Origin of the sequence: Bradyrhizobium sp. CSA207 (assembly GCF_029051685.1) — a bacterium.
GTDB lineage: Bacteria > Pseudomonadota > Alphaproteobacteria > Rhizobiales > Xanthobacteraceae > Bradyrhizobium.
The window spans coordinates 116,136-138,254 of sequence record NZ_JAACFT010000002.1; the positions used below are offsets into that span (position 1 = coordinate 116,136).

The following is a 22,119-nucleotide window of genomic DNA, read 5'->3' on the forward strand; positions in this document are numbered from 1 at the left end:
GCAGGTGCATCGAATGGGGTAAGAGACGGGCGACGAGTTTGAGCGGAACCATGAAACGCAAACCATCGACCGAGGCCACCTCCGCCTGGATCCGCCTGATGCGGGTGCAAAGCCGTGTGCTCGATTGCGTCGAGCAGGACCTGAAGAAGGCCGGCTTTCCCCCGCTGGCATGGTACGACGCGCTGCTCGAGCTGTCGCGGGCGCCCTCGGGCGAGCTGCGGCCGGTCGAGCTCGAACGGCAGATGCTGATCCCGCAATATTCCACTTCGCGGCTGATCGACCGCCTGGTCGATGAGGGATTGGCTTCCCGGCGCGAATGCAAGATCGACAAGCGCGGCCAGTTCGTGGAGATCACGGAAGCCGGCCGCGAATTGCAGAAGCGGATGTGGGGCGCCTATTCGGCCGCGATCGAGAAATATGTCGGCTCGAAATTGTCCGATGCCGATGCCGTCAAGCTCAGCGGTCTGCTCGACCGCCTGGGCTGCTCGTGCGGCGAGATGAAGCTGCCGCCCGTCGTCAACGTCAACGAAAGCTCGCCGTCGCGATGATCGCGCGGCAAACCAGCACGTCCGCGCAACCGATCGGTTCGCGGACCATCCCTGTCACCCGCGCGCATTCGGTCGAAGCGCTATTGATTAGAGTTTGATATGGCGCGAGACCAGATCGATATGACACCGCTGCAATCGCGCGACGAACTCGTCGCGTGGTTCGAGGCCGGCTGCAAGGACCGGTCCGAATTCCGCATCGGCACCGAGCACGAGAAGACCCCGTTCACGCTCGAAGGCCACCGTCCGGTGCCTTACGAGGGTGCACGCGGCATCGGCGCGCTGCTCGAAGGCATGAAGCTCCTGCTCGGCTGGGAGCCGATCATGGAGAAGGGCAACATCATCGGCCTCTACGACGTCACCGGCGGCGGCGCGATCTCGCTCGAGCCCGGCGGACAGTTCGAGCTCTCCGGCGCGCCGGTCGAGACCGTGCACCAGACCCAGAGTGAGCTGATGGCGCATCTGGCGCAGGTGCGCGAGATCGCAACGCCGCTCGGCATCGGTTTCCTCGGTCTCGGCATGACGCCGTCCTGGTCGCGCGCCGACATCCCGGTGATGCCCAAGGGCCGCTACAAGATCATGACCAACTACATGCCGAAGGTCGGCCAATACGGCCTCGACATGATGTACCGGACCTGCACGGTGCAGACCAATCTCGACTTCTCGTCCGAAGCCGACATGGTCAAGAAGCTGCGCGTCTCGGTCGCGCTCCAGCCGATCGCCACCGCCCTGTTCGCCAATTCGCCGTTCACCGAGGGCAAGCCGAACGGCTTCCTCTCCTTCCGCTCTGAGATCTGGCGCGACACCGACAATGCGCGCTCCGGCATGCTGCCCTGGGCGTTCGAGGACGGCATGGGATTCGAGCGCTATGTCGATTACGCGCTCGACGTACCCATGTATTTCGTCAAGCGCGGTGAGGAGTATATCGACGTGTCGGGCTCCTCGTTCCGCGCCTTCTTCGATGGCCGCAACAACAACCTTCCCGGCGAGCGTCCGACGCTGTCGGACTGGGCCAACCATCTCTCGACCATCTTCCCCGAGGTGCGGCTGAAGCGCTATCTCGAGATGCGCGGCTCCGATGGCGGCCCGTGGGGACGCTTGCCCGCGCTGCCGGCATTCTGGGTCGGGCTGCTCTACGACGATGCCGCGCTCGATGCCGCGTGGGACATGGTGAAGCACTGGACGGCGCACGAGCGGCAGGCGCTGCGCGACGACGTGCCGCGCTTCGGCTTCAAGGCGCGGATCAGGGACCGCTATCTCTTCGAGATCGCCAAGGAATGCCTCGTTCTGGCACATGCCGGTTTGCGTCGGCGTGGCCGGATCGACCAGCTCGGCCGCGACGAAACCCGGCATCTGGAGCCGCTCGATCGCATCATCGATGCCGGCCGGACGCCGGCGGAAGAGATGCTGGACAAGTTCAACGGTCCCTGGAACGGCTTGGTGGAACCGGCCTACGCGGAATACGCTTTCTAGTTCGATCGACCGACCCGCAGGACTTCGGCCGTTCATCGCCCATACAGGTTTGCGGCGATCAAATGATCGGCTGAAAAAAAACTGAGCGTCGTCAATAACTCGAAAGCTGTTCCGATGGGGAAGGGCCGCCTGCCTGGGGCCGTCATGGCAAGCGTTGTGGCCGGCGTTGCGCTGCTCGCGCTCGCGAGCGGGCCTGCGCGTACCCAGACGGCGTTCGACCGGCCAGGCGGCGACTATTTCAACACGCCGGTCACGTCGGGCGATCCCGAGGATTGCGCGCTGCTGTGCGAGCGCGATCGCCGTTGCCGTTCCTGGAGCTTCAGCTACCCCGACGTAGAAGGCGGCTCGGCAGTGTGCTGGCTCAAGAGCACGGTACCGCCGCGGGTGCCGGAAAGCTGCTGCATTTCGGGCGTGCGCGGCGCCGGCGTGATCGAGCCGCGCGTCGAGGGCGTGGAGACATCGATCGACCGCCCCGGCGGTGATTTGCGCAATTTCGAGCTCAAGTCCAGCGAAGGCGAGGAGGCCTGCAAAGCCGCCTGCACGGCCGACAACAAGTGCCGCGCCTTCACCTACGCCCGGCCCGGCTATACCGGGCGCGAGGCGCGCTGCTTCCTGAAAAAGGAAATCAAGCCACCGCGCCGGAAAGCAGGGTTCACATCGGGCGTGGTGAGATAGCGCTTCGCCGTTTCCGTCGTCATTGCGAGCGCAGCGAAGCAATCCAGAATCTTTCCGCGGAGATAGTCTGGATTGCTTCGCTGCGCTCGCAATGACGAGGAGGATGCATCGGGCATTTCACCCTGTCGCAATCACCGTGATCTCGGGCCACAGCGCCTTCCATCGCTGGGTCTTCGCTGCGTAGTTCGTTGCGGAGAAATTCGGGCCTGGATTGGGGCGCGCGACGAGGCCTGCGATGTCGTCAAACCCATGCGGCGCATAGACGTCGTAGTCGTAGTCGTAGCCTGCGCGCCTGATGCCGACCTGCGTGTTCTGCGTAAGGAAGCGGTCGATGCCGTCGGTCGCGCGTGTCAGGGGCGGATAGGGCAGGCCGTGCTTGTCGGGATACCACAGGTGCACGCGCGCCTGGTTGCGGATCTCGACCTTGACGTCGAGATGTCCGAGCCGCGCGTTGACATTGCGGATGACGGCATCCTCCGCTTCCCATGACGTATCAGGGCCGAAATAGAACGCGTCGTAATCGGCAATGCCGTAATCGATCGCGTGGCCCGTGAGCACGTTCCACACCGTCTGCACCAGACATCCCGAGACCAGCCACGAGTCCGGCAGCGCCAGCAACGCCAGCTCGTCAATGATCGCGACGTTGATCGGATTCTTCAGCGCCAGCGCCAGGAATTCGTCGCGGTTCATCGCGAGGCGGGGACACTGCCGCTCAGTGCACAGCGGTAAAGAAACGCGCGAGTCTGAAACCGGACAGCCAGGTCCATACCGGCTGGCTGCGCATGCCGAGATCCCAGGAGCCGAGCACGGCATCCGCGCGCCCCACCAGATTGTCGATCGGCAAGAGGCCGACGCCGCCGGAGCGCAGCGGCACGCGGCTATCGGCGGAATTGTCTCTGTTGTCGCCGAGCACGAACAGATGTCCGGCGGGCACCGTGACTTCCTGCGTGTTGTCGAGCGGACCGTTGTCGCGCATCTTGAAGATCAGATGCGAGACGCCGTTCGGTAGCGTCTCGACATAGCGATAGGCGGGCTCGTTGCTGCCATTATCGTCCTCGGCTGCGCCGACGCCATCCGGCTTCAGCTCGGCGGGACGGTCGTTGATGAAGAGCTGGCCTTGCCGCATCTGGATACGGTCGCCGGGCAGTCCCACGACGCGCTTGACCCAGGCCTGCGAGCGATCGCCGGGCCATCGGAACACCACGACATCGCCCTGCTTCGGCGTCTCCGCAAAGACGCGGCCGCTCTCGGGAAGGTTGATCTGGATCGGCAGCGACGAGGTACCGTAGCCGTAGGGAAATTTCGAGGCGATCAAGGCGTCGCCTATCAACAGCGTCGGCTCCATCGAGCCTGACGGCACGTAGAACGGCTCGGCCAATGCGCCCTTGGCGATGAACACGGCGGCGACGATGCCGGCGAGCTGCACCAGCTGGCCGCCCCAACCGCTGCTCTTCCGCTTGATGGGGACGGTCGCCTTCTCGACACTCATGCGCCCGTTCCACCCACCGTAATGCGCTCCATCAACAGCGACGGCTGGCCGACGCCGACCGGCACGCCCTGGCCGTTCTTGCCGCAGGTGCCGATGCCGGTATCGAGCGCGAGGTCATTGCCGATCATCCGGATGCGGTGCAGGTCGGTCGGCCCGTTGCCGATCAGCATGGCGCCCTTCAGCGGCGCCCCTAACTTGCCGTTCTCGATCTTGTAGGCCTCGGTGCACTGGAACACGTATTTGCCGGAGGTGATGTCGACCTGGCCGCCGCCGAAATTTGCGGCAAAGACGCCGTTCTTTACCGAAGCGAGGATCTCCGCCGGATCGCGGTCGCCCGCGAGCATATAGGTGTTGGTCATGCGCGGCATCGGCACATGGGCGTAGCCCTGGCGGCGGCCGTTGCCGGTCGGCTTCATGTTCATCAGCCGCGCGTTCTGGCGGTCCTGCATGTAGCCGACGAGAACGCCGTCCTCGATCAGCACGGTGCGGTTGGTCGGCGTGCCCTCGTCGTCGATCGAGAGCGAGCCACGCCTTGAAGCCATGGTGCCGTCGTCGATCACGGTGACGCCCTTGGCCGCGACCTGCTGGCCCATCAGCCCGGCAAACGCGGACGTCTTCTTGCGGTTGAAATCGCCCTCGAGCCCATGACCGACCGCTTCATGCAGCATCACGCCGGGCCAGCCGGCGCCAAGGACGACATCCATTTCGCCGGCAGGAGCGGGAATCGATTCCAGATTGACCAGGGCCTCGCGCAGCGCGCCGTCGGCCGCATCACGCCAGTTCTTGCTCTCGATAAATTCGGCATAGCCGGCGCGGCCGCCATAACCCTTGCTGCCGCTCTCCTGCCGGTCGCCTTGCCCGGCGACGACGGAGATGTTGACGCGCACGAGCGGGCGAATGTCGCGATAGCTCTCGCCGTCGGGCCGCAGGATCTCGACGACCTGCCAGGTCGCGCCCAGGCTGACGCTGACCTGCCGCACCCGCGGATCCTTGTCGCGCAGGTAAGCGTCGATCTCGGCGAGCAGCTTCACCTTGGTCTCGAAGCCCGGCGCGTCCAGCGGATTGTCGTCGCCATAGAGCCGCACATTGGTGTGCGGCGGCGGTGCCGCGAAGCTGCCGGAATAGCCGCCACGCACGGCGGCGACCGCGTCGGCTGCGCGAATCAGCGCCGGCACCGACACGTCGGAGGAATGCGCGTAGCCGACCGCGTCGTCCTTGACGGCGCGCAGGCCAAAACCCTGCGAAGTGTCGTAGGTCGCCTGCTTCAGCCGCCCGTTGTCGAACATCAGCGCTTCGGTCTGGCTGTATTCCAGGAACAATTCGCCGTCGTCAGCGCCCGCAAGCCCGCGCGCGACCTCGTGGCGAACCTGGTCGCGGTCGAGATTGGCACGTTCGAGCAGGGAGGTCGTGGCAGGATTTGTCATGCGTCCGTCCATTATCGGATGATGTGGGGCAAGATAATGGTTTTGGAACGGTTCCGCGAGGGCGCGAAGCCTCACATTACGGAAACAATAGGTTCGCCGCAGGTCCGACCAGCTCTACGGCAGCTTGTCGTAGCCCTCGCCCAGTCCGTTCAGGCTGAGCGGGAAGCCGATGCCTTCTTCCGGTGTCTCGAAGATGATGAAGGTTGCGGTCTTCGCGGCGCGGAGCTGGCCGAGCAGCTTGTCGTCCATGACGACCTCGGCGACGCAGCCATTGGGCAGGCAGCGGACGAAGCCGGCGCGGCCGACGTCCTGGTTGTCGAGCTTCAGCCCGAGGCCGGAGGGCAAAAGCACGCCGAGGGGGGCGACCACCCGCATCAGGCGGCTCTTCTGGTCGGCGGTTTTCAGTACGATCACGGTAAGGCCGGCATTGGAGCGGTCTTCGGCCACAACGCTCTGGATCAGGGCACATTGCTCGGTCTGGGCGCCCGGGGGGGTGTCGCAGCGGATCTGCCAGTCGCCATGGACGGAGCGCACCGCGCCCTGCGCATGGGCAAGACCGGGGACAGCCAGGAGGACGACCGCAATCAGCTGGGCTACCAGCACTGTAAGGCCGCTAATCTGCCTTGTAATCTGCCTTGCCATGGATCTCGAAAGCCCCATCGGGGTCGCCCTTCTCGCCTGGATCGCTCGCGCTGGTCGACTGATACGGCAATGACGGCGTCTTGAGGGCGATTCTCAAGCAAATCCCGCGCCGCCTCGGCCCGCCATCGCCGGCACGAATCAGATTCTTGCGCAGCCGTCCGCAAGTGCCTACCGCGGGCAATTGTGCTGTCAAGCCGCAGCGTCCCGGGAAACGGTATTTTTGTCTGATGTTACTAGGAAATATCTTGCGGGTGATCGCAGGCAGAGGGGGTTCAAGACTGCATTGCGATAGATCAAGAATTATGGTTTGAGAAGCTTGATTTCGGCGTTCTAGCGATCTGGCCCGAATTCCTCTTAGAGGTATTCTTGAGCGGCGGTTTGTCGGACGGGCGGGTCGAATAAGCGTTTCCCGGAAATAGGGGGAGCGCACCTGGGGTGATTTCGTAAGGGGAGCGCGAACGGCATGAGCATGTCGATGGGTCGGTTGGGCCGACATCTGCTGGGATTGGCCGCCGTTGCCGCGGTAGCGGCCGGCATGATGCTGGCAACGGGCGGCACGGCCTTCGCCGAGCTCGGCCAGCCTGAGCCGTGGGAATGGCATCTCCAGGGTTCGGCTTCCCCGGTGATGGACAACATCGTCTGGTTCCACAATTTCCTGTCCGTGCTGATCACTGTGATCACGCTGTTCGTCCTGGCGCTGCTCGTCGTAGTGGTCGTGAAGTTCAACGCGCGGGCCAATCCGGTGCCGTCGCGGACAACCCACAACACGCTGATCGAGGTAGCCTGGACGCTGGTTCCGGTGCTGATCCTGGTCGGCATTGCGGTGCCGTCCTTCCGCCTCCTGTTCCTCGAGCTTGACGTGCCGAAGGCGGATCTGACCATCAAGGCCACCGGTAAGCAGTGGTACTGGTCCTATGCCTATCCCGATAATGGCAAGTTCGAGTTCGACTCGCTGATGGCCCAGGACAAACAGCCACGGCTGCTCGGCGTCGACAACGAGATGGTGGTTCCGGTCAACAAGGTGATTCGCGTCCAGACCACCGGCGCCGACGTCATCCACGCCTTCGCGCTGCCAGCCTTCGGCGTCAAGATCGACGCCATTCCGGGCCGGCTGAACGAGACCTGGTTCAAGGCCACCAAGACCGGCATGTTTTACGGCCAGTGCTCGGAATTGTGCGGCAAGGACCACGCCTTCATGCCGATCGCCATCCGCGTGGTGAGCGACCAGGAGTTCGCCTCCTGGGTTGAAACGGCGAAGAAGAAATATGCGAGCGGCGGCACCAACACTTATGCCTCCACGGCCGGCCCGACGCAGTGAGTGCCGGGCAAGGGGACTGAAAGCGACATAAAGGGCGGGACCTCCAAAAGGTCCGAATGGGACGCAAGGCAGGATTTGAAAATGGCAACGAGCGCAGCGGCACACGGCGATCACGCGCAAGACCACGGACATGACGAGCACGCCCATCCGACCGGATGGCGGCGCTACGTCTATTCGACCAACCACAAGGACATCGGCACGATGTACCTGATCTTCGCGGTCATCGCCGGCGTCATCGGTGCCGCGATGTCGATCGCGATTCGTGCCGAGTTGATGTATCCGGGCGTGCAGATCTTCCACGAGACGCACACCTACAACGTGTTCGTCACCAGCCACGGCCTGATCATGATCTTCTTCATGGTCATGCCCGCAATGATCGGCGGCTTCGGCAACTGGTTCGTGCCGCTGATGATCGGCGCGCCGGACATGGCGTTCCCGCGCATGAACAACATCTCGTTCTGGCTGCTGCCGGCCTCCTTCGCGCTGCTCTTGCTGTCGACTTTCGTCGAGGGTGAGCCGGGCGCCAACGGCGTCGGCGCCGGCTGGACCATGTATGCGCCGCTGTCGAGCTCCGGCCATCCGGGCCCGGCCGTCGATTTCGCGATCCTGTCGCTCCATCTGGCGGGTGCCTCGTCGATCCTCGGCGCCATCAACTTCATCACCACGATCTTCAACATGCGCGCGCCGGGCATGACCCTGCACAAGATGCCGCTGTTCGTGTGGTCGATCCTGGTGACGGTGTTCCTGCTGCTGCTCTCGCTGCCGGTCCTTGCCGGTGCGATCACCATGCTGCTCACCGATCGCAATTTCGGCACCACCTTCTTTGCGGCCGACGGCGGCGGCGATCCCGTGCTGTTCCAGCACCTGTTCTGGTTCTTCGGTCACCCCGAAGTGTACATCCTGATCCTGCCGGGCTTCGGCATGGTCAGCCAGATCGTGTCGACCTTCTCGCGCAAGCCCGTGTTCGGCTATCTCGGCATGGCCTACGCCATGGTCGCCATCGGCGGCATCGGCTTCGTGGTGTGGGCGCACCACATGTACACGGTCGGCATGTCCTCGGCGACGCAGGCCTATTTCGTCGCCGCCACCATGGTCATCGCAGTTCCGACCGGCGTGAAGATCTTCTCCTGGATCGCCACCATGTGGGGCGGCTCGATCGAATTCCGCGCCCCGATGATCTGGGCGGTGGGCTTCATCTTCCTGTTCACGGTCGGCGGCGTCACCGGCGTCGTGCTGGCGAATGCCGGTGTCGACCGCGTGCTTCAGGACACCTACTACGTCGTCGCGCACTTCCACTACGTGCTGTCGCTCGGTGCCGTGTTCGCGATCTTCGCCGGCTGGTACTACTGGTTTCCGAAGATGTCGGGCTATATGTACAACGAGACGCTCGCGAAGGCGCATTTCTGGTGCACCTTCGTCGGCGTCAACCTGGTGTTCTTCCCGCAGCACTTCCTCGGTCTGTCGGGCATGCCGCGCCGCTATGTCGACTATCCCGACGCGTTCGCGGGGTGGAACCTGGTGTCCTCACTCGGCTCCTACATCTCCGGCTTCGGCGTGCTGATCTTCCTCTACTGCGTGTTCGACGCCTTCATGCGCAGGGTCCCGGCGGGTAACAATCCCTGGGGTGCCGGCGCGACCACGCTGGAGTGGACGCTGTCCTCGCCGCCGCCCTTCCATCAGTTCGAAGTGCTGCCCCGCGTACAGTAAGCAGACTTTCGCGGCGTCCATTTCGGGCGCCGCGACTCTATAGCGAAGAGTAGGTTTAGGTGTCCGTCCTCGATCACAACGCCATCGACATCAATCCGAGGATCTCCGAGGCGGAGGTCGGCGACTACATCGCGCTGCTCAAGCCGCGGGTGATGTCGCTCGTGATCTTCACCGCGCTGGTCGGGATGGCGATGGCGCCGGGGCACTTCCATCCCGTGCTCGCCATCACTTCGCTGCTTTGCATTGCCGTCGGTGCCGGCGCCTCCGGTGCGCTCAACATGGCGCTCGAAGGCGATATCGACGCCATGATGTCGCGCACGGCGAACCGGCCGATCCCGCGCGGCCGCGTCACCCGGCCCGAGGCGATGACGTTCGGCATGACGCTCGCGTTCTTCTCGGTGATGACGCTCGGCATTCTCGTCAACTGGATCGCGGGCGCGCTGCTCGCCTTCACCATCTTCTTCTACGTCGTCATCTATACGATGGGACTGAAGCGCCGGACCGCACAGAACATCGTGATCGGCGGCGCCGCCGGCGCGCTGCCGCCCGTGGTGGCCTGGGCGTCGGTGACCGGAACCGTCGACGTCGAGCCGCTGCTGCTGTTCGCCATCATCTTCTTCTGGACGCCGCCGCACTTCTGGGCGCTGGCGCTGTTCCGCTCCGACGACTACGCCCGCGCCGGCATTCCGATGTTGCCTAACGTCGCCGGTCCCGACGCGACGCGCCTCCAGATCCTGCTCTACACCATCGTGCTGATCGCGGTAGCCGCAGCACCCTGGGCGCTCGGCTATTTCGACGCCATCTACGGCGTTACCTCGCTCGTGCTCGGCGCGGGCATGCTGGTGTTCGCTATCAACGTCTATATCCGCCGCGAGCGCAGCCAATCGCTGCGCGCGACCCGGAAGCTGTTTGCCTTCTCCATCTTTTACCTGTTTGCGCTGTTTGCGACCCTGCTGGCCGAGGTCGTGTTCCGGGCGCTTGCGCCGATGGTAGGGGGCGCATGATAGCGGGGATGGCCGACAAACCTGAGCCAGATGGAATCGTCCTCACGGAGGCGCAGAAGAAGAGCCGTCGTCAGCGCTCGGTTGCGATCGCACTCGCGCTCGGCGTGCTCGTCTTGCTGTTTTTCGCCGTCACCATGGTCAAGGGACCGGCGGTGCTAGTTAGGCCGATGTAGGGAAGATGGATCAGAAGCCGACGATATCGCCGGATCAGAGCCGGACGGCCGCCAAGGGTCGTTTCAGTGGCCTTGGCCGCGACGCGCTGGTCGCCTCGATCTGCGGTGGCGTGGTTGCGCTGATGGTCGGTGCCTCCTATGCGGCGGTGCCGTTCTACAACTGGTTCTGTCGTTCCACCGGCTTCAACGGCACCACTCAGGTCGCGACTTCCGCGCCCGCCACCGGTCCCATCGCGCGAAAAATCGCGGTCCGCTTCGATTCCAACGTCGCGCCCGGCCTGCCCTGGAAGTTCGAGCCGGAGCAGAGCGAGATCGAGGTTCATATCGGCCAGGTCACCACCGTTTATTACACCGTGACCAACCAGGCCGCGCGCACCACCGCAGGGCAGGCCGCCTACAATGTCGCGCCGCTGACGGTCGGATCCTATTTCCAGAAGATCAACTGCTTCTGCTTCACCGAGCAGACCATGGCGCCCGGCGAGAAGCGCGAGATGCCGGTGGTGTTCTTTGTCGATCCGTCGATCGTCGACGATAACCAGAACGACGCTCTGGGCACGATCACGCTGTCCTACACCTTCTATCCGGTGCGCAATGCTGTGGTGAAGCCGCTTGCATCGGGCGACGAGGACAAACGCAAGGGAAATCTCTGATCGCCGGAATCACGTTCGGGGGTTGGAACAAGGGGATAAGTGCCGGACGGGCACGGGATTGAGGAGAGAGACCGCTATGGCTACGGCGCACACCAAGCATCACGATTACCATCTGGTCGATCCCTCCCCGTGGCCGGCGGTCGGCTCCGTCTCGGCCTTCATCATGGCGGTTGGCGCGATCACCTGGATGCACCACATGTTCTCGGCTGCGCCGATCATCTTCGGCGTCGGCACCGTCGGCGTGATCTACACCATGGCGAGCTGGTGGGGCGACGTGATCAAGGAAGCCCAGTACAAGGGCGACCACACCCGCGTCGTCCAGCTGCATCACCGCTACGGCATGATTCTGTTCATCGCCTCCGAGGTGATGTTCTTCGTGGCCTGGTTCTGGGCCTATTTCAATGCGGCGCTATTCCCGGCCGACGCCGTCCACGCCACTCGCGATGCGGTGTTCGGCTGCGGTCTCGGCACCCAGGCAGGCGCCTGCTCGGTGCCGGGCACCTGGCCGCCGCATGGCATCGAGACCTTCGATCCCTGGCACCTGCCGCTCCTCAACACGCTGATCCTGCTCACCTCCGGCACCACGGTGACTTGGGCGCACCATGCACTGCTCGAGGGCGACCGCAAGGGCCTGAAATACGGACTGATCCTGACCGTCATCCTGGGCGCGACTTTCACCTGCGTGCAGGCCTATGAGTACAGCCATGCAGCGTTCTCGTTCGCGGGCAACGTCTACGGCGCGACCTTCTTCATGGCGACCGGTTTCCATGGCTTCCATGTGCTGGTCGGCACCATCTTCCTGATCGTGTGCCTGGCGCGTGCTTATGCCGGCCATTTTACGCCGACACAGCATCTCGGCTTCGAGTTTGCCGCCTGGTATTGGCACTTCGTCGACGTGGTGTGGCTGTTCCTGTTCCTGTGCATCTATGTCTGGGGACACGGCGCCGAGACCATGGCGCACGGCGCACACTGAGCGGCCATATATCGGATCGAGAGAGGGCGGTCGCAGGGCCGCCCTTTCGCTTTCTACGTGCCAGAGGTTCGGCAGAAACTGTGCTAGACTCCGTCATCATGAATGAAACCGCCAGCACATCCGAGACCGAAGTTACTCTCCTGAAGAGCGCACTGCGCGGGCTTGCCTGCAAATGTCCGCGTTGTGGCCAGGGCAAGCTCTATGCGGGCTTCCTGACGCTCGCCCCGGCCTGCGAGCACTGCAGCCTCGACTACGCCTTCATTGATTCCGGCGACGGCCCTGCGATCTTCATCATCATGCTGGCCGGCGCAATCGTGGTCGGCTGCGCGCTCGTCGTCGAAGTCAAGTATCAGCCGCCGTACTGGCTGCATGCGGTACTGTGGCTGCCGCTGATCCTCGCCACCACGCTGCTGCCGCTGCGCGCCATGAAGTCACTGTTGATTGCGTTGCAATTCCACCACAAGGCGGCGCCGGGCCGACTGGTCGACCGCGCCAAATGAACGAGCCTGCGCGCAAGCCTCGCGTGACCGGCTTTGGGCTGTTCACGCTGCTCCTGACTGCCGCCTTCATCGCACTCGGCGTCTGGCAATTGGACCGCCGCACCGCAAAGCATGAATTGATCGCCGCGCTCACCGAGCGTCTTGCGGACGCGCCGGTCGCGTTGCCGCCGCCCGCGCAATGGGCCGCGCTAAATCCCGCGCGCGACGAATTCCGCCGCGTCAGCTTTACCGCGACGTATGCCCCCATGCCGGATGCGATGGTGTATTCCTCCGGCTCCGCGGTCCGTAAGGACGCATCAGGTCCGGGCACCTGGGCCTTCCTGCCGGCACGGCTTTCGACCGGCGAGATGGTCGTGATCGATGTTGGATTCGTCGAGAACACGATGCAGGATCGCAGCGTCGAAGATCGCGCAGTCAAGAAGCTCGTGACCGGCGCGCCGGTCACGCTCACCGGCTATCTTCGCTTCCCCGAGGCGCCGGGGTGGCTGACACCGGCGGAGAATCGCGACAAGCGGCTCTGGTTCGTGCGCGATCATCTGGCGATGGCCGGCGCGCTCGGCTGGGGCGCGGTCGCACCATTCTACGTCGACCTGGAGCTGCCGACGCCCGAGAACGGCATTCCCCGCCCGGGGCCGCTCGACGTGCATCTGAAGGACGACCACCTGCAATACGCCGTCACCTGGTTCACTCTCGCAGGCGCTGTGCTGATCGCGTTCGGCGTGTGGGTCAGAGGACGACGATTCAACCTTCCCTAGGTTTCCCGGCGGAACCCGGTATCGCCCGGGGTTTATTATTCAGCGCACATTCACGAGTGTGGTCCTAAGCCGCGTCAATTTTTTCCGCGGCAGACAGGATTGCGGCGTGAGCGATTTCGATCAGATGGGAATTGTCGTCGACTGGGTGGACGCCTGCCGGAAAGGCGACCTTGCGATCCTGCTCGACCTCTATGCGGACGACGCCCAGCTCGAATGCACCTGCAACGGCACGCGGCGCTATCGCGGACGACGTGAGCTCGAGACCTATTGGGGACCGCGGCTCAACACTTTCTCGTCGGCAGGGTTCGGTCTGGAGGAGATCAATCCCGTGCCGCATGGCATCGATCTCGAATATACCGTCGCAGGCTCGCTGCGCATCCACGCCTCGTTTCGCTTCAGCCCGGAAGGCAAGATCCACAGTACGCTGTGCGAGCCGGCGCGGCAGAATCGGCCGGATGGCTGCGCGTGCTAGCCGGCTGCAGCCGCGCCTCGCGTCGGGTCCACCGGCAGATGGCAACGCACATAGGTTCGTTCGTCCGCGCGCAGGAGTGACAGCGATCCGCTGAGCGCGCGCACGCGCTCATGCATGCCGGTCAGCCCGCGGCCGAACACATTGTCGACGGGAAAGCCGCGGCCGTCGTCGGAGATCTCGACGGCGAGCGCGTCACCGGTGATGGCAGCCTGCACATGGGCATTGCTCGCCCCGGCGTGGCGCAGCACGTTGGTGAGGCCCTCCTGGATCAGGCGATAGACCGTCTGTGCCAGCGGCCCGTCGATCCGGTTGAGCGCAGGATCAATCGCCGCCGTCAGACCGATCTGCGGCGCCTGCTTGCGGAAGTTTTGCAGCAGCGTCTGCACACTGGTCTCCAATCCCAATTCCTCGATGTAGAGCGGTCGCAGCCGGTCGAGGATGCGGCGATTGGTCTGTTGCAGCGCCTCGACCGATTGCAGCACCTCTTGCGCCGAATTACCGGGATTTCCCGCCAAAGGGGAGGCCTCGATCAAGGCGATCGCGCCGGCGCGGATGCCGAACAGCAGCGGGCCGAGTTCGTCGTGCAGTTCGCGGGCAAGATCGCGCCGCTCGTTGTCCTGGAGCGACACCAGGCGGTGCAACAGGTCGCGATTGTCCTGGCTCAATTGCGCCAGCGTTGCGGCCAGCGCATTGGCCTCCTCGCAGCTTTGTCGGATTTCCGGCGGTCCCCCGACCGGGATTGGCTTTGCGTAGTCGCCGCGCCGAATCCGCGTAAGGCCATCGCCGAGATCTTGTAAGGCGCGCAGTGCCGAGCCGGCGAAGATGTAGGCGATGACTCCGGTAAGCCCCATCAGCGCGGCGACGAGGCCGGTCAGCGCGAGGAAGCCGATCCATTTCTCGAACAGGTCGGCCGACGGATCAGGCAGGAACACGATATCGCCCACACGCCTGCCCTCGATCATCACCGAAGACGCGGCGTCCACGTCCGGGATGGTAAGAAGGTCGATGAACCATTGCGGGACGCCATGCACGTTGCGCAGGCCGTCCCGCGGGGAGGATGCGGGACCTGCTTCCGCAGCACGGAATTGAATATCGGACGAGGTGTCCAGGGAATGGACGAAGGCGTCGAGCGTCTGCCGCGGATTGCCCGAGGTGCGCAGGGTGTTGTTGAGCGCGGCGGCCAGCGTCTTCGTCGAGCGTCGGCCCGGTTCGTTCTCGTCCGCCAGTTGGCCCGCTGCAAAGGCCAGGAGCAGCACGCCGCCCATGATCAGCGCAGCCACGAAGCTGACGCCGAGCGGAAGAAACAGTTGCGTCCTGAAGGAAAGCCGTTGCCACATTAGGTCAATTCTAACGCGCATCGGCGGAATTTGCTCTTTCCATTTGTTCCCGCCGGTCTATGAGTCCAAAAACAAGAGAGCGCGCGATGCAAGATACCGCCAAGCCCGCAACCAGGGTTCTGATCGTCGACGACCATCCAGTGGTGCTGTCCGGTTGCCGTACCCTGTTTGCCGCGGACCACTCGATCCGCATCGACGAGGCGACCGACGCCAAATCGGGGCATCGCGCCTATGTCAGCAAGCGGCCCGACGTCACCGTGATCGACATCAGCCTGCCCGACGTCTCCGGCTTCGAGCTGATGCGGCGGATCCGCAAGGACGATCCTGACGCGAAGATCATCATGTTCAGCATGAACGACGACCCGGCCTTCGTGGTCCGGGCGGTCGAGCTGGGGGCGCAGGGCTATGTCTCCAAGGGTGACGATCCCAGAATCCTGCTCAAGGCGGTGCGCAAGGTGGTCGCGGGTGATAATTTCATCTCGCCGCAGCTTGCAGAGGCCGTGACGTTTTCGGGCGCCGCGATCAAGGCCAATCCGGCCTCGCAGATGACGCCGCGGGAGCTCGAGATTCTCCGCCTGCTCGGACGCGGCGACAAGATCGTCGAGGTCGCCGAGGCGCTCGGCATCTCCTACAAGACGGTCGCCAACACGACGTCCCTGCTCAAGCAGAAGCTCGGCGCCAAGAACCATTCCGATTTGATCCGGATCGCGGTGGAAATCGGGATGAATTGACCCGTCGGGACCGAACCGGCTGCTCCAGGATGCCGCCGGTTCGGCCGGCGGACCGGCGCCACCATTCGGCTGGGCAATACGTAGCCGACAGCGAACGCCATCCGCCGACACAATGGGTCGAGACGGCGTTCGTTCCGGGGCCGGCGTCATAAATCAGGAAAACATGGCAATGTGCGCCAGGAGCCAGCGAGCGGCATCGGGCTGTGGCCGTAGCGCTTCGGGAAAAATAGGAATATTTGCGCGAAGCTTGGCGTTTGGCCATTGACGTCGCCATGACGGGCGACGAAAAGTTGCGCGCGCAATTCGACGGATAAACGACCCGGAACCAGGCAAACCGGTCTGCACACATCAATGACAGACCTTCCAAGAGAAGGGCTGCGGCATCGCCGCAGCCCTTTTTCGTCGGATGAGCCAGGATGGGGGAAGCGGTTTCCCGATGCTACAAAACACTCTATGGTGCCGCAAAGCCTCCGGCTGCGAACCAGGAGCATCGTGAAATCAAAGGCTTACGGCTTGAGCGCAGCGCGGCCGGCCTTTGGAGGGCAGTTTGACTCGTTATATATCGACCCGGGGCGAGGCCCCCGAACTCGGCTTTTGCGACGTGATGCTGACCGGGCTTGCCCGCGACGGCGGTCTGTACGTGCCGGCGACCTGGCCGCAGCTTTCGGCGGAGACGATCGCCGGCTTCTTCGGCCGCCCCTATTGGGAGGTTGCCGTCGAGATCATCCGTCCGTTCACCGGCGGGGAGATCACGGACGCCGAGCTCGGCCGCATGGCGAATGAGGCCTATGCCACCTTCCGTCATCCGGCTGTGGTGCCGCTGCGCCAGATGTCGCCGCACCAGTTCGTGCTGGAGCTGTTCCACGGTCCGACGCTCGCCTTCAAGGACGTGGCGATGCAGCTGATCTCGCGGCTGATGGACCATGTGCTGGCCAAGCGGGGCCAGCGCACCACCATCGTGGTCGCGACCTCCGGCGACACCGGCGGTGCCGCGGTCGAGGCGTTTGCGGGGCTGGAGAACGTCGATCTTATCGTATTGTTTCCGCACGGCCGCATCTCCGAGGTGCAGCGGCGGATGATGACGACGACGGGCGCAGCCAATGCGCATGCGCTGGCCATCGAAGGCACGTTCGATGACTGCCAGGCGCTCGTGAAAGGGATGTTCAACAACCATCGCTTCCGCGACGCGACGGCGCTCTCCGGCGTCAATTCCATCAACTGGGCGCGCATCGTTGCCCAGGTGGTCTACTACTTCACCTCCGCCGTTGCCGCCGGTGCACCGGCGCGCGCTGTGGACTTCATCGTTCCGACCGGCAATTTCGGCGACATCTTTGCCGGCTACGTCGCCAAGCGGATGGGCCTACCGGTACGCACCCTGCGCATCGCTGCCAACGTCAACGACATCCTCGCCCGCACGCTCAAGACCGGGATCTACGAAGTGCGCGAGGTGCACGCGACTGCCTCGCCTTCGATGGATATCCAGATTTCCTCCAATTTCGAGCGGCTGCTGTTCGAGGCCGGCCGGCGCGATGCGGCCGGCGTTCGTCGTCTGATGGATTCGCTGAAGCAGTCCGGGCGCTTCGTCCTGCCCGACGCGACGCTGGCGGCGATCCGCGACGAGTTCGACGCCGGGCGCGCCGACGAGACCGAGACCGCGGCTGCGATTCGCGTCGCCTGGCGCGAGGCGGGCGAACTCGTCGATCCCCACACCGCGGTGGCACTGGCGGTCGCCGATCGCGACACCACCGATACGACCGTGCCCAACATCGTGCTCTCGACCGCCCATCCGGCCAAATTCCCGGATGCCGTGGAGGCGGCCTGCGGCCAGCGGCCGCAACTGCCGGCCTGGCTCGATGGTCTCATGACCAAATCCGAACACATGAAGGTGATGAAGAACGATCAAGCCGAGGTCGAGCGGTTCGCGCTGTCCGTCAGCCGCGCCGCAAAACAGGGAGTTGCCGGATGAGCGTCGAGATCTCCAAGCTTGCCTCCGGCCTGACCGTCGTCACCGACAAGATGCCTCACGTCGAAACCGCAGCGCTCGGCGTCTGGGCCGGCGTCGGCGGCCGCGACGAGAAGCCGAACGAGCACGGCATCTCGCATCTGCTGGAACACATGGCGTTCAAGGGCACGACCAAGCGCTCCTCGCGCGAGATCGTGGAAGAGATCGAGGCGGTCGGCGGCGATCTCAACGCCGGCACCTCGACCGAGACGACGTCCTACTATGCGCGGGTGCTGAAGGCCGACGTCCCGCTCGCGCTCGACGTGCTCGCCGACATCCTCGCCAATCCCGCCTTCGAGCCGGACGAGCTGGAGCGCGAGAAGAACGTCATCGTGCAGGAGATCGGTGCTGCGCAGGACACGCCCGACGACGTCGTGTTCGAGCATCTCAACGAGCTCTGCTATCCCGACCAGCCGATGGGACGTTCGCTGCTCGGCACCGCAAAGACCTTGCGCGGCTTCAGCCGCGACTCGTTGCGCAGCTATCTGTCGACGCATTATCGCGGACCTGACATGGTGGTGGCGGCCGCAGGCGCCGTCGACCACCAGCAGGTGGTTGCCGAGGCCGAGAAGCGCTTTGCGGGCTTTGAGGCGACCCCGGGTCCGAAGCCCCAAGCTGCACAGTTCGGCAAGGGCGGTGCCAAGGTGGTGCATCGCGAGCTCGAGCAGGCGCATTTGACGCTGGCGCTCGAAGGCGTGCCGCAGACCGACTTGTCGCTGTTCTCGCTTCAGGTGTTCACCAACATCCTAGGCGGCGGAATGTCGTCGCGGCTGTTCCAGGAGGTCCGGGAGAAGCGCGGCCTCTGTTATTCGATCTACACCTTCCACGCGCCCTATACCGATACCGGCTTCTTCGGCCTCTACACCGGCACCGATCCCGCCGACGCCCCCGAGATGATGGAGGTCGTCATCGACATCATGAATGATTCGGTCGAGACGCTGACCGAGGCCGAGATCGCGCGCGCCAAGGCGCAGATGAAGGCCGGCCTGCTGATGGCTCTGGAGAGCTGTTCTTCGCGCGCCGAGCAGCTCGCCAGGCACGTGCTGGCCTATGGGCGGCCGCAGACGGTGGAGGAGCTGGTGGCCCGGATCGACGCCGTCAGCGTCGAATCGACCCGCGATGCGGCGCGTGCACTGCTTTCGCGCAGCCGCCCCGCCGTTGTTGCATTGGGCAGCGGAAGAGGTCTGGACACGGCGGTGTCTTTTGCGGAAGGATTGACTCGGGCGCGCGCCAAGGCGCGGCTGCATTAGGAGCCGCGTACGGGCCGCCCGCTTCGGGAAGCATCACCATGGCCCTCTTTCGCCTGCCATCCAGTGGACCCGCCGCCCTCGCGCCGCGCGGCAACGGGCTGTTGCTGCGCGCGCCGCAGATGTCGGATTTCCTGCAATGGGCCCATCTGCGCGAGACCAGCCGCGACTACCTCACGCCCTGGGAGCCGATCTGGCCGTCGGACGACCTTACCCGGTCCGGCTTCCGCCGCCGCCTGCGCCGCTATTCGGAGGACATCGCCGCGGACCGCTCCTATCCCTTTCTGGTCTTCCGGGAGCTCGACGGCGCCATGATCGGTGGCATCACGCTAGCCAATGTCCGGCGCGGCATCGTGCAGGCCGGCACCATCGGTTACTGGGTCGGGCAGCCCTATGCCCATCGCGGCTACATGACGGCCTCGCTGCGGGTGCTGCTGCCGACGCTGTTCGGCGAGCTCAATCTGCACCGGGTCGAGGCCGCCTGCATTCCCACCAATGCGCCGTCGATCCGGGTGCTGGAGAAGTGCGGCTTCTCCCGCGAGGGGCTGGCGCGCCGCTATCTCTGCATCAACGGGATTTGGCAGGACCACCTGCTGTTCGGCCTGCTGCACGAGGATTTCCGCGGCTGAGCCGGGGCTTCATGCGCCAGATCAATCTCATTCCGGCCCTCTGGTTTCCCGCTCTACTTCATGCCTTGGGATCGCCGATTTTGGCGATATAACGGCGCGGGCCGGCCGGCATCAGCCGGGACGTGTCAAGGAGTACAGGCGTTCATGAAGGAGCTTCGATCATTGCGGAATGCGCTACGGCGAGGTTCGGTGATCGCGCTGGCGCTGTCGGTCTCGTGCGCGACGATCTCGCCGGGCGCGGCCCAGTCGCTGACCGACCGCTTCAAGGGCCTGTTCGGCGGCACGTCCGACGAGCCGGCCCAGTCGAAGCCGGCGCCTGCGCCGGGCCAGCCGCCGGCCGACGACGACATCGATTGTCCCCAGGTCACGGTGCGCGCCGGAGCGTCGACCTATGCGGTCGGTGCCAACGGCAAACAGGCGGTCGGCAATGACGTTCGTTTCCAGGCCTCCATCACCAAGATGGCGCGCGAATGCGCCCGCAACGGCGGCGACATCACCGTGCGCGTCGGCATCCAGGGCCGCGTCATTGCAGGTCCCGCGGGCGCGCCGACCTCGGTCGATGTCCCCCTGCGCGTCGCTGTGGTCCAGGGCGGCATCGGGGAAAAGGTGATCGCCTCGAAGGCCTACCGGACTAAGGTCGAGATGTCGGAGGCCGGCAGCGTGCCCTTCACCTTCGTCGCCGAGGATCTCTCCTACCCGATGCCCTCGGCGGCGGTCGCCGATTCCTACATCTTCTACGTTGGCTTCGATCCGCAGGCGCTGTCGCCCGAACCGAAGGCGCGGGGGAAGAAGAAGTAGCGCATGGCCCGATGCGCGTTTGGGCGGCAGGCAGTTCCGCAAACTCGTCATGCCCGGGCTTGTCCCGGGCATCCACGCCTTGGCTCCGTGCGAGAAGAACGTGGATGGCCGGGACAAGGCCCGGCCATGACGATAAGGAAGCATCTTGCCAAAGAAAAAAGCCGGCGCTCATCGCGCCGGCTACTTGATTGGTGAGGAAGCTCGCCTCAGTTCAGCTTCTGCCGGACCTCGGTGATGCCCTTGGCGAGCAGGTCGTCGGCGACCTGGCCCTTGACCGACTGCGACAGGATCGTGGAGGCGGCCTGGACGGCGGCTTCCGCGGCTGCGGCGCGGACGTCGGCGAGCGCCTGGGCCTCGGCGAGCGCGATCTTGCCCTCCGCGGTCTTGGTGCGACGGGCGACGAAGTCTTCCATCTTGACCTTGGCGTCGGCCGCAATGCGCTCGGCGTCGGCCTTGGCGTTGGCGATGATATCGGCGGCCTCGCGCTCGGCCGTGGCGCTGCGGGCCTTGTAGTCGGCCAGCACCTTGGCGGCTTCCTGCTTGAGACGCGTTGCGTCGTCGAGCTCGGCCTTGATGCGGGCGGCGCGATGATCGAGCGTCGTCAGCACGGTCTTGTGGATACCGAGATAGGCGAACACGACCATCAGGATGACGAAGGCGACGGCGACCCAGAATTCAGGTTCGAAGAACATATCGACTAACCCTTCAAGGACGCGTCAACGGCGGCATTGACCGACGCAGCGTCCGGAACGACGCCCGTGAGCTGCTGCACGATCGTGCCCGCCGCATCGGCCGCGATGCCGCGGACGTTGCTCATGGCAGCCGTGCGGGTCGAGGCGATGGTCTTCTCCGCCTCGGCGAGCCTGGCTGCCAGCTGCTCTTCCAAAGCCTTGCGCTCGGCTTCCGCCTGTGCGTTCAGCTTGTCGCGGGTCTCGTTGCCGATCGCCTGCGCCCGCGCCCGCGCCGAAGCGAGCTCGCTTTCATAGGCCTTCAGCGCCGCGTCGGACATGTCCTTCAGCTTCTGCGCCTCGGCGAGGTCGCCCTCGATCTTGTTCTGACGCGCCTCGATCGCACCGCCGATGCGCGGCAGAGCGAGCTTGGACACGATCACGTAAAGCGCGACGAAGAAGATCGCGAGCGACACCAGTTGCGAGGCAAAGGTGCTGCTCTCGAACGGCGGAAAGCCGCTACCGTGGTGACCACCGTCAGCCTCGGTGTGAGCGCCCGCCGCCGGACTCTTTGCGCCGCCATGACTTTCAGCCATGGAGTACTCCTGTTGCTGTCATGTGCGCCGCTTCGGTTGAAGCGGCGCGAAGTACGTCCTCAGAGCGGAACGAACAGCAGCAGCAGCGCGATCAGCAGCGAGAAGATGCCGAGCGCTTCGGTCACGGCGAAGCCGAAGATCAGGTTGCCGAACTGGCCCTGAGCAGCCGACGGATTGCGAACGGCGGCGGCGAGGTAGTTGCCGAAGATCACGCCGACGCCGACGCCCGCACCGCCCATGCCGATGCACGCGATGCCCGCGCCGATAAGTTTTGCTGCTGCCGGATCCATTTTTGACTCCTTGGAAGAAAG

At 64.5% G+C, this 22,119-nt stretch carries 25 protein-coding genes; 17 read left to right on the plus strand and 8 right to left on the minus strand.

The window, feature by feature from the left end; genetic code table 11:
- Positions 1 to 50 precede the first annotated feature (50 nt).
- The 3 genes from GWG65_RS02295 to GWG65_RS02305 all read left to right on the plus strand — a co-directional run bounded on the left by GWG65_RS02295 (position 51) and on the right by GWG65_RS02305 (position 2,693).
- Positions 51 to 548: a MarR family winged helix-turn-helix transcriptional regulator gene (locus GWG65_RS02295; RefSeq protein WP_128968787.1), complete on the plus strand. Its 498-nt coding sequence runs from the start codon at positions 51 to 53 to the stop codon at positions 546 to 548.
- A 99-nt stretch (positions 549 to 647) separates the two neighbouring features.
- On the plus strand, positions 648 to 2,018 hold the full coding sequence (locus tag GWG65_RS02300) for a glutamate--cysteine ligase (RefSeq protein WP_275193689.1): 1,371 nt from the start codon (positions 648 to 650) through the stop codon (positions 2,016 to 2,018).
- 114 nt (positions 2,019 to 2,132) lie between these two features.
- Positions 2,133 to 2,693 (plus strand): PAN domain-containing protein, encoded by a 561-nt coding sequence (locus GWG65_RS02305; RefSeq protein WP_275193690.1) that lies wholly within the window; start codon positions 2,133 to 2,135, stop codon positions 2,691 to 2,693.
- Positions 2,694 to 2,810: 117 nt separating this feature from the next.
- Here the strand turns inward: GWG65_RS02305 and GWG65_RS02310 are convergent, their stop codons facing one another.
- The 4 genes from GWG65_RS02310 to GWG65_RS02325 form a co-directional block, all read right to left on the minus strand.
- Positions 2,811 to 3,383 (minus strand): nucleotidyltransferase family protein, encoded by a 573-nt coding sequence (locus tag GWG65_RS02310; protein ID WP_275193691.1) that lies wholly within the window; start codon positions 3,381 to 3,383, stop codon positions 2,811 to 2,813.
- Positions 3,384 to 3,405: 22 nt separating this feature from the next.
- Positions 3,406 to 4,182: a signal peptidase I gene (gene lepB, locus GWG65_RS02315; RefSeq protein ID WP_275193692.1), complete on the minus strand. Its 777-nt coding sequence runs from the start codon at positions 4,180 to 4,182 to the stop codon at positions 3,406 to 3,408.
- Entirely contained in the window at positions 4,179 to 5,606 is a 1,428-nt protein-coding gene (tldD, locus tag GWG65_RS02320; protein WP_275193694.1) for a metalloprotease TldD, read from the minus strand. The genes lepB and tldD overlap by 4 nt, the downstream gene beginning before the upstream one ends.
- A 114-nt stretch (positions 5,607 to 5,720) precedes the next feature.
- Entirely contained in the window at positions 5,721 to 6,266 is a 546-nt protein-coding gene (locus tag GWG65_RS02325; protein ID WP_275193696.1) for an invasion associated locus B family protein, read from the minus strand.
- A gap of 445 nt (positions 6,267 to 6,711) precedes the next feature.
- Between GWG65_RS02325 and coxB the strand changes: the two genes are divergently transcribed.
- From coxB to GWG65_RS02370, 9 genes are all read left to right on the plus strand, one after another.
- Positions 6,712 to 7,566, plus strand: coding sequence for a cytochrome c oxidase subunit II (gene coxB / locus GWG65_RS02330; protein ID WP_275193697.1), 855 nt, complete (start codon positions 6,712 to 6,714; stop codon positions 7,564 to 7,566).
- An 81-nt stretch (positions 7,567 to 7,647) separates the two neighbouring features.
- Positions 7,648 to 9,273 carry a cytochrome c oxidase subunit I gene (gene ctaD, locus GWG65_RS02335; RefSeq protein WP_275193698.1) on the plus strand — a complete coding sequence of 542 codons (1,626 nt, stop codon included), beginning with the start codon at positions 7,648 to 7,650 and terminating at the stop codon, positions 9,271 to 9,273.
- A gap of 59 nt (positions 9,274 to 9,332) precedes the next feature.
- Positions 9,333 to 10,277, plus strand: a complete 945-nt coding sequence (locus GWG65_RS02340) for a heme o synthase (RefSeq protein ID WP_275193699.1) — start codon at positions 9,333 to 9,335, stop codon at positions 10,275 to 10,277.
- The gene (locus GWG65_RS02345; RefSeq protein WP_148742238.1) at positions 10,274 to 10,450 is read left to right on the plus strand and encodes a CoxF protein; all 177 of its coding nucleotides are present in this window, start codon (positions 10,274 to 10,276) and stop codon (positions 10,448 to 10,450) included. Before GWG65_RS02340 ends, GWG65_RS02345 begins: the two co-directional genes overlap by 4 nt.
- Positions 10,451 to 10,455: 5 nt before the next feature.
- Positions 10,456 to 11,100, plus strand: a complete 645-nt coding sequence (locus GWG65_RS02350; RefSeq protein ID WP_275193701.1) for a cytochrome c oxidase assembly protein — start codon at positions 10,456 to 10,458, stop codon at positions 11,098 to 11,100.
- Between the two features lie 76 nt (positions 11,101 to 11,176).
- Positions 11,177 to 12,073 (plus strand): cytochrome c oxidase subunit 3, encoded by an 897-nt coding sequence (locus tag GWG65_RS02355; RefSeq protein WP_275193703.1) that lies wholly within the window; start codon positions 11,177 to 11,179, stop codon positions 12,071 to 12,073.
- 98 nt (positions 12,074 to 12,171) lie between these two features.
- Positions 12,172 to 12,573: a DUF983 domain-containing protein gene (locus GWG65_RS02360; protein ID WP_275193704.1), complete on the plus strand. Its 402-nt coding sequence runs from the start codon at positions 12,172 to 12,174 to the stop codon at positions 12,571 to 12,573.
- Positions 12,570 to 13,328 (plus strand): SURF1 family protein, encoded by a 759-nt coding sequence (locus GWG65_RS02365; RefSeq protein WP_275193705.1) that lies wholly within the window; start codon positions 12,570 to 12,572, stop codon positions 13,326 to 13,328. Before GWG65_RS02360 ends, GWG65_RS02365 begins: the two co-directional genes overlap by 4 nt.
- 106 nt (positions 13,329 to 13,434) lie before the next feature.
- A complete protein-coding gene (locus GWG65_RS02370; protein ID WP_275193707.1) occupies positions 13,435 to 13,800 on the plus strand; it encodes a nuclear transport factor 2 family protein in 366 nt (121 codons plus the stop codon).
- On the opposite strand, the gene GWG65_RS02375 is transcribed toward GWG65_RS02370, so the two are convergent.
- On the minus strand, positions 13,797 to 15,137 hold the full coding sequence (locus GWG65_RS02375; RefSeq protein ID WP_275193708.1) for a histidine kinase: 1,341 nt from the start codon (positions 15,135 to 15,137) through the stop codon (positions 13,797 to 13,799). The genes GWG65_RS02370 and GWG65_RS02375 overlap by 4 nt on opposite strands.
- An 86-nt stretch (positions 15,138 to 15,223) precedes the next feature.
- Here GWG65_RS02375 and GWG65_RS02380 point away from each other — a divergent pair, with 86 nt between their 5' ends.
- The 5 genes from GWG65_RS02380 to GWG65_RS02400 all read left to right on the plus strand — a co-directional run bounded on the left by GWG65_RS02380 (position 15,224) and on the right by GWG65_RS02400 (position 20,544).
- Positions 15,224 to 15,868, plus strand: a complete 645-nt coding sequence (locus GWG65_RS02380) for a response regulator transcription factor (RefSeq protein WP_275193709.1) — start codon at positions 15,224 to 15,226, stop codon at positions 15,866 to 15,868.
- Between the two features lie 547 nt (positions 15,869 to 16,415).
- Positions 16,416 to 17,834 (plus strand): threonine synthase, encoded by a 1,419-nt coding sequence (gene thrC, locus GWG65_RS02385; RefSeq protein WP_275193710.1) that lies wholly within the window; start codon positions 16,416 to 16,418, stop codon positions 17,832 to 17,834.
- Positions 17,831 to 19,120, plus strand: coding sequence for a pitrilysin family protein (locus tag GWG65_RS02390; RefSeq protein WP_275193711.1), 1,290 nt, complete (start codon positions 17,831 to 17,833; stop codon positions 19,118 to 19,120). The genes thrC and GWG65_RS02390 overlap by 4 nt, the downstream gene beginning before the upstream one ends.
- A 38-nt stretch (positions 19,121 to 19,158) precedes the next feature.
- Positions 19,159 to 19,746, plus strand: coding sequence for a GNAT family protein (locus GWG65_RS02395; RefSeq protein ID WP_275193712.1), 588 nt, complete (start codon positions 19,159 to 19,161; stop codon positions 19,744 to 19,746).
- A gap of 144 nt (positions 19,747 to 19,890) precedes the next feature.
- Positions 19,891 to 20,544, plus strand: a complete 654-nt coding sequence (locus GWG65_RS02400; RefSeq protein WP_275193713.1) for a hypothetical protein — start codon at positions 19,891 to 19,893, stop codon at positions 20,542 to 20,544.
- Between the two features lie 206 nt (positions 20,545 to 20,750).
- On the opposite strand, the gene GWG65_RS02405 is transcribed toward GWG65_RS02400, so the two are convergent.
- The 3 genes from GWG65_RS02405 to GWG65_RS02415 are packed head-to-tail and all read right to left on the minus strand — an operon-like array spanning position 20,751 to position 22,098.
- Positions 20,751 to 21,236 carry an ATP F0F1 synthase subunit B gene (locus tag GWG65_RS02405; protein ID WP_275193714.1) on the minus strand — a complete coding sequence of 162 codons (486 nt, stop codon included), beginning with the start codon at positions 21,234 to 21,236 and terminating at the stop codon, positions 20,751 to 20,753.
- 5 nt (positions 21,237 to 21,241) lie between these two features.
- On the minus strand, positions 21,242 to 21,808 hold the full coding sequence (locus tag GWG65_RS02410) for a F0F1 ATP synthase subunit B' (protein ID WP_275193715.1): 567 nt from the start codon (positions 21,806 to 21,808) through the stop codon (positions 21,242 to 21,244).
- Between the two features lie 59 nt (positions 21,809 to 21,867).
- Positions 21,868 to 22,098 carry a F0F1 ATP synthase subunit C gene (locus GWG65_RS02415; RefSeq protein WP_007599451.1) on the minus strand — a complete coding sequence of 77 codons (231 nt, stop codon included), beginning with the start codon at positions 22,096 to 22,098 and terminating at the stop codon, positions 21,868 to 21,870.
- Positions 22,099 to 22,119 lie beyond the last annotated feature (21 nt).

Excerpts from the sequence above, each read along its gene's own strand:
- GWG65_RS02295 (WP_128968787.1), top strand. The coding sequence starts at position 51 with ATGAAACGCAAACCATCGACCGAGGCCACCTCCGCCTGGATCCGCCTG.
- GWG65_RS02300 (WP_275193689.1), top strand. The coding sequence starts at position 648 with ATGGCGCGAGACCAGATCGATATGACACCGCTGCAATCGCGCGACGAA.
- GWG65_RS02305 (WP_275193690.1), top strand. The coding sequence starts at position 2,133 with ATGGGGAAGGGCCGCCTGCCTGGGGCCGTCATGGCAAGCGTTGTGGCC.
- GWG65_RS02310 (WP_275193691.1), bottom strand. The coding sequence starts at position 3,383 with ATGAACCGCGACGAATTCCTGGCGCTGGCGCTGAAGAATCCGATCAAC.
- lepB (WP_275193692.1), bottom strand. The coding sequence starts at position 4,182 with ATGAGTGTCGAGAAGGCGACCGTCCCCATCAAGCGGAAGAGCAGCGGT.
- tldD (WP_275193694.1), bottom strand. The coding sequence starts at position 5,606 with ATGACAAATCCTGCCACGACCTCCCTGCTCGAACGTGCCAATCTCGAC.
- GWG65_RS02325 (WP_275193696.1), bottom strand. The coding sequence starts at position 6,266 with ATGGGGCTTTCGAGATCCATGGCAAGGCAGATTACAAGGCAGATTAGC.
- coxB (WP_275193697.1), top strand. The coding sequence starts at position 6,712 with ATGAGCATGTCGATGGGTCGGTTGGGCCGACATCTGCTGGGATTGGCC.
- ctaD (WP_275193698.1), top strand. The coding sequence starts at position 7,648 with ATGGCAACGAGCGCAGCGGCACACGGCGATCACGCGCAAGACCACGGA.
- GWG65_RS02345 (WP_148742238.1), top strand. The coding sequence starts at position 10,274 with ATGATAGCGGGGATGGCCGACAAACCTGAGCCAGATGGAATCGTCCTC.
- GWG65_RS02350 (WP_275193701.1), top strand. The coding sequence starts at position 10,456 with ATGGATCAGAAGCCGACGATATCGCCGGATCAGAGCCGGACGGCCGCC.
- GWG65_RS02355 (WP_275193703.1), top strand. The coding sequence starts at position 11,177 with ATGGCTACGGCGCACACCAAGCATCACGATTACCATCTGGTCGATCCC.
- GWG65_RS02360 (WP_275193704.1), top strand. The coding sequence starts at position 12,172 with ATGAATGAAACCGCCAGCACATCCGAGACCGAAGTTACTCTCCTGAAG.
- GWG65_RS02365 (WP_275193705.1), top strand. The coding sequence starts at position 12,570 with ATGAACGAGCCTGCGCGCAAGCCTCGCGTGACCGGCTTTGGGCTGTTC.
- GWG65_RS02375 (WP_275193708.1), bottom strand. The coding sequence starts at position 15,137 with ATGTGGCAACGGCTTTCCTTCAGGACGCAACTGTTTCTTCCGCTCGGC.
- GWG65_RS02380 (WP_275193709.1), top strand. The coding sequence starts at position 15,224 with ATGCAAGATACCGCCAAGCCCGCAACCAGGGTTCTGATCGTCGACGAC.
- GWG65_RS02390 (WP_275193711.1), top strand. The coding sequence starts at position 17,831 with ATGAGCGTCGAGATCTCCAAGCTTGCCTCCGGCCTGACCGTCGTCACC.
- GWG65_RS02395 (WP_275193712.1), top strand. The coding sequence starts at position 19,159 with ATGGCCCTCTTTCGCCTGCCATCCAGTGGACCCGCCGCCCTCGCGCCG.
- GWG65_RS02400 (WP_275193713.1), top strand. The coding sequence starts at position 19,891 with ATGAAGGAGCTTCGATCATTGCGGAATGCGCTACGGCGAGGTTCGGTG.
- GWG65_RS02405 (WP_275193714.1), bottom strand. The coding sequence starts at position 21,236 with ATGTTCTTCGAACCTGAATTCTGGGTCGCCGTCGCCTTCGTCATCCTG.
- GWG65_RS02410 (WP_275193715.1), bottom strand. The coding sequence starts at position 21,808 with ATGGCTGAAAGTCATGGCGGCGCAAAGAGTCCGGCGGCGGGCGCTCAC.
- GWG65_RS02415 (WP_007599451.1), bottom strand. The coding sequence starts at position 22,098 with ATGGATCCGGCAGCAGCAAAACTTATCGGCGCGGGCATCGCGTGCATC.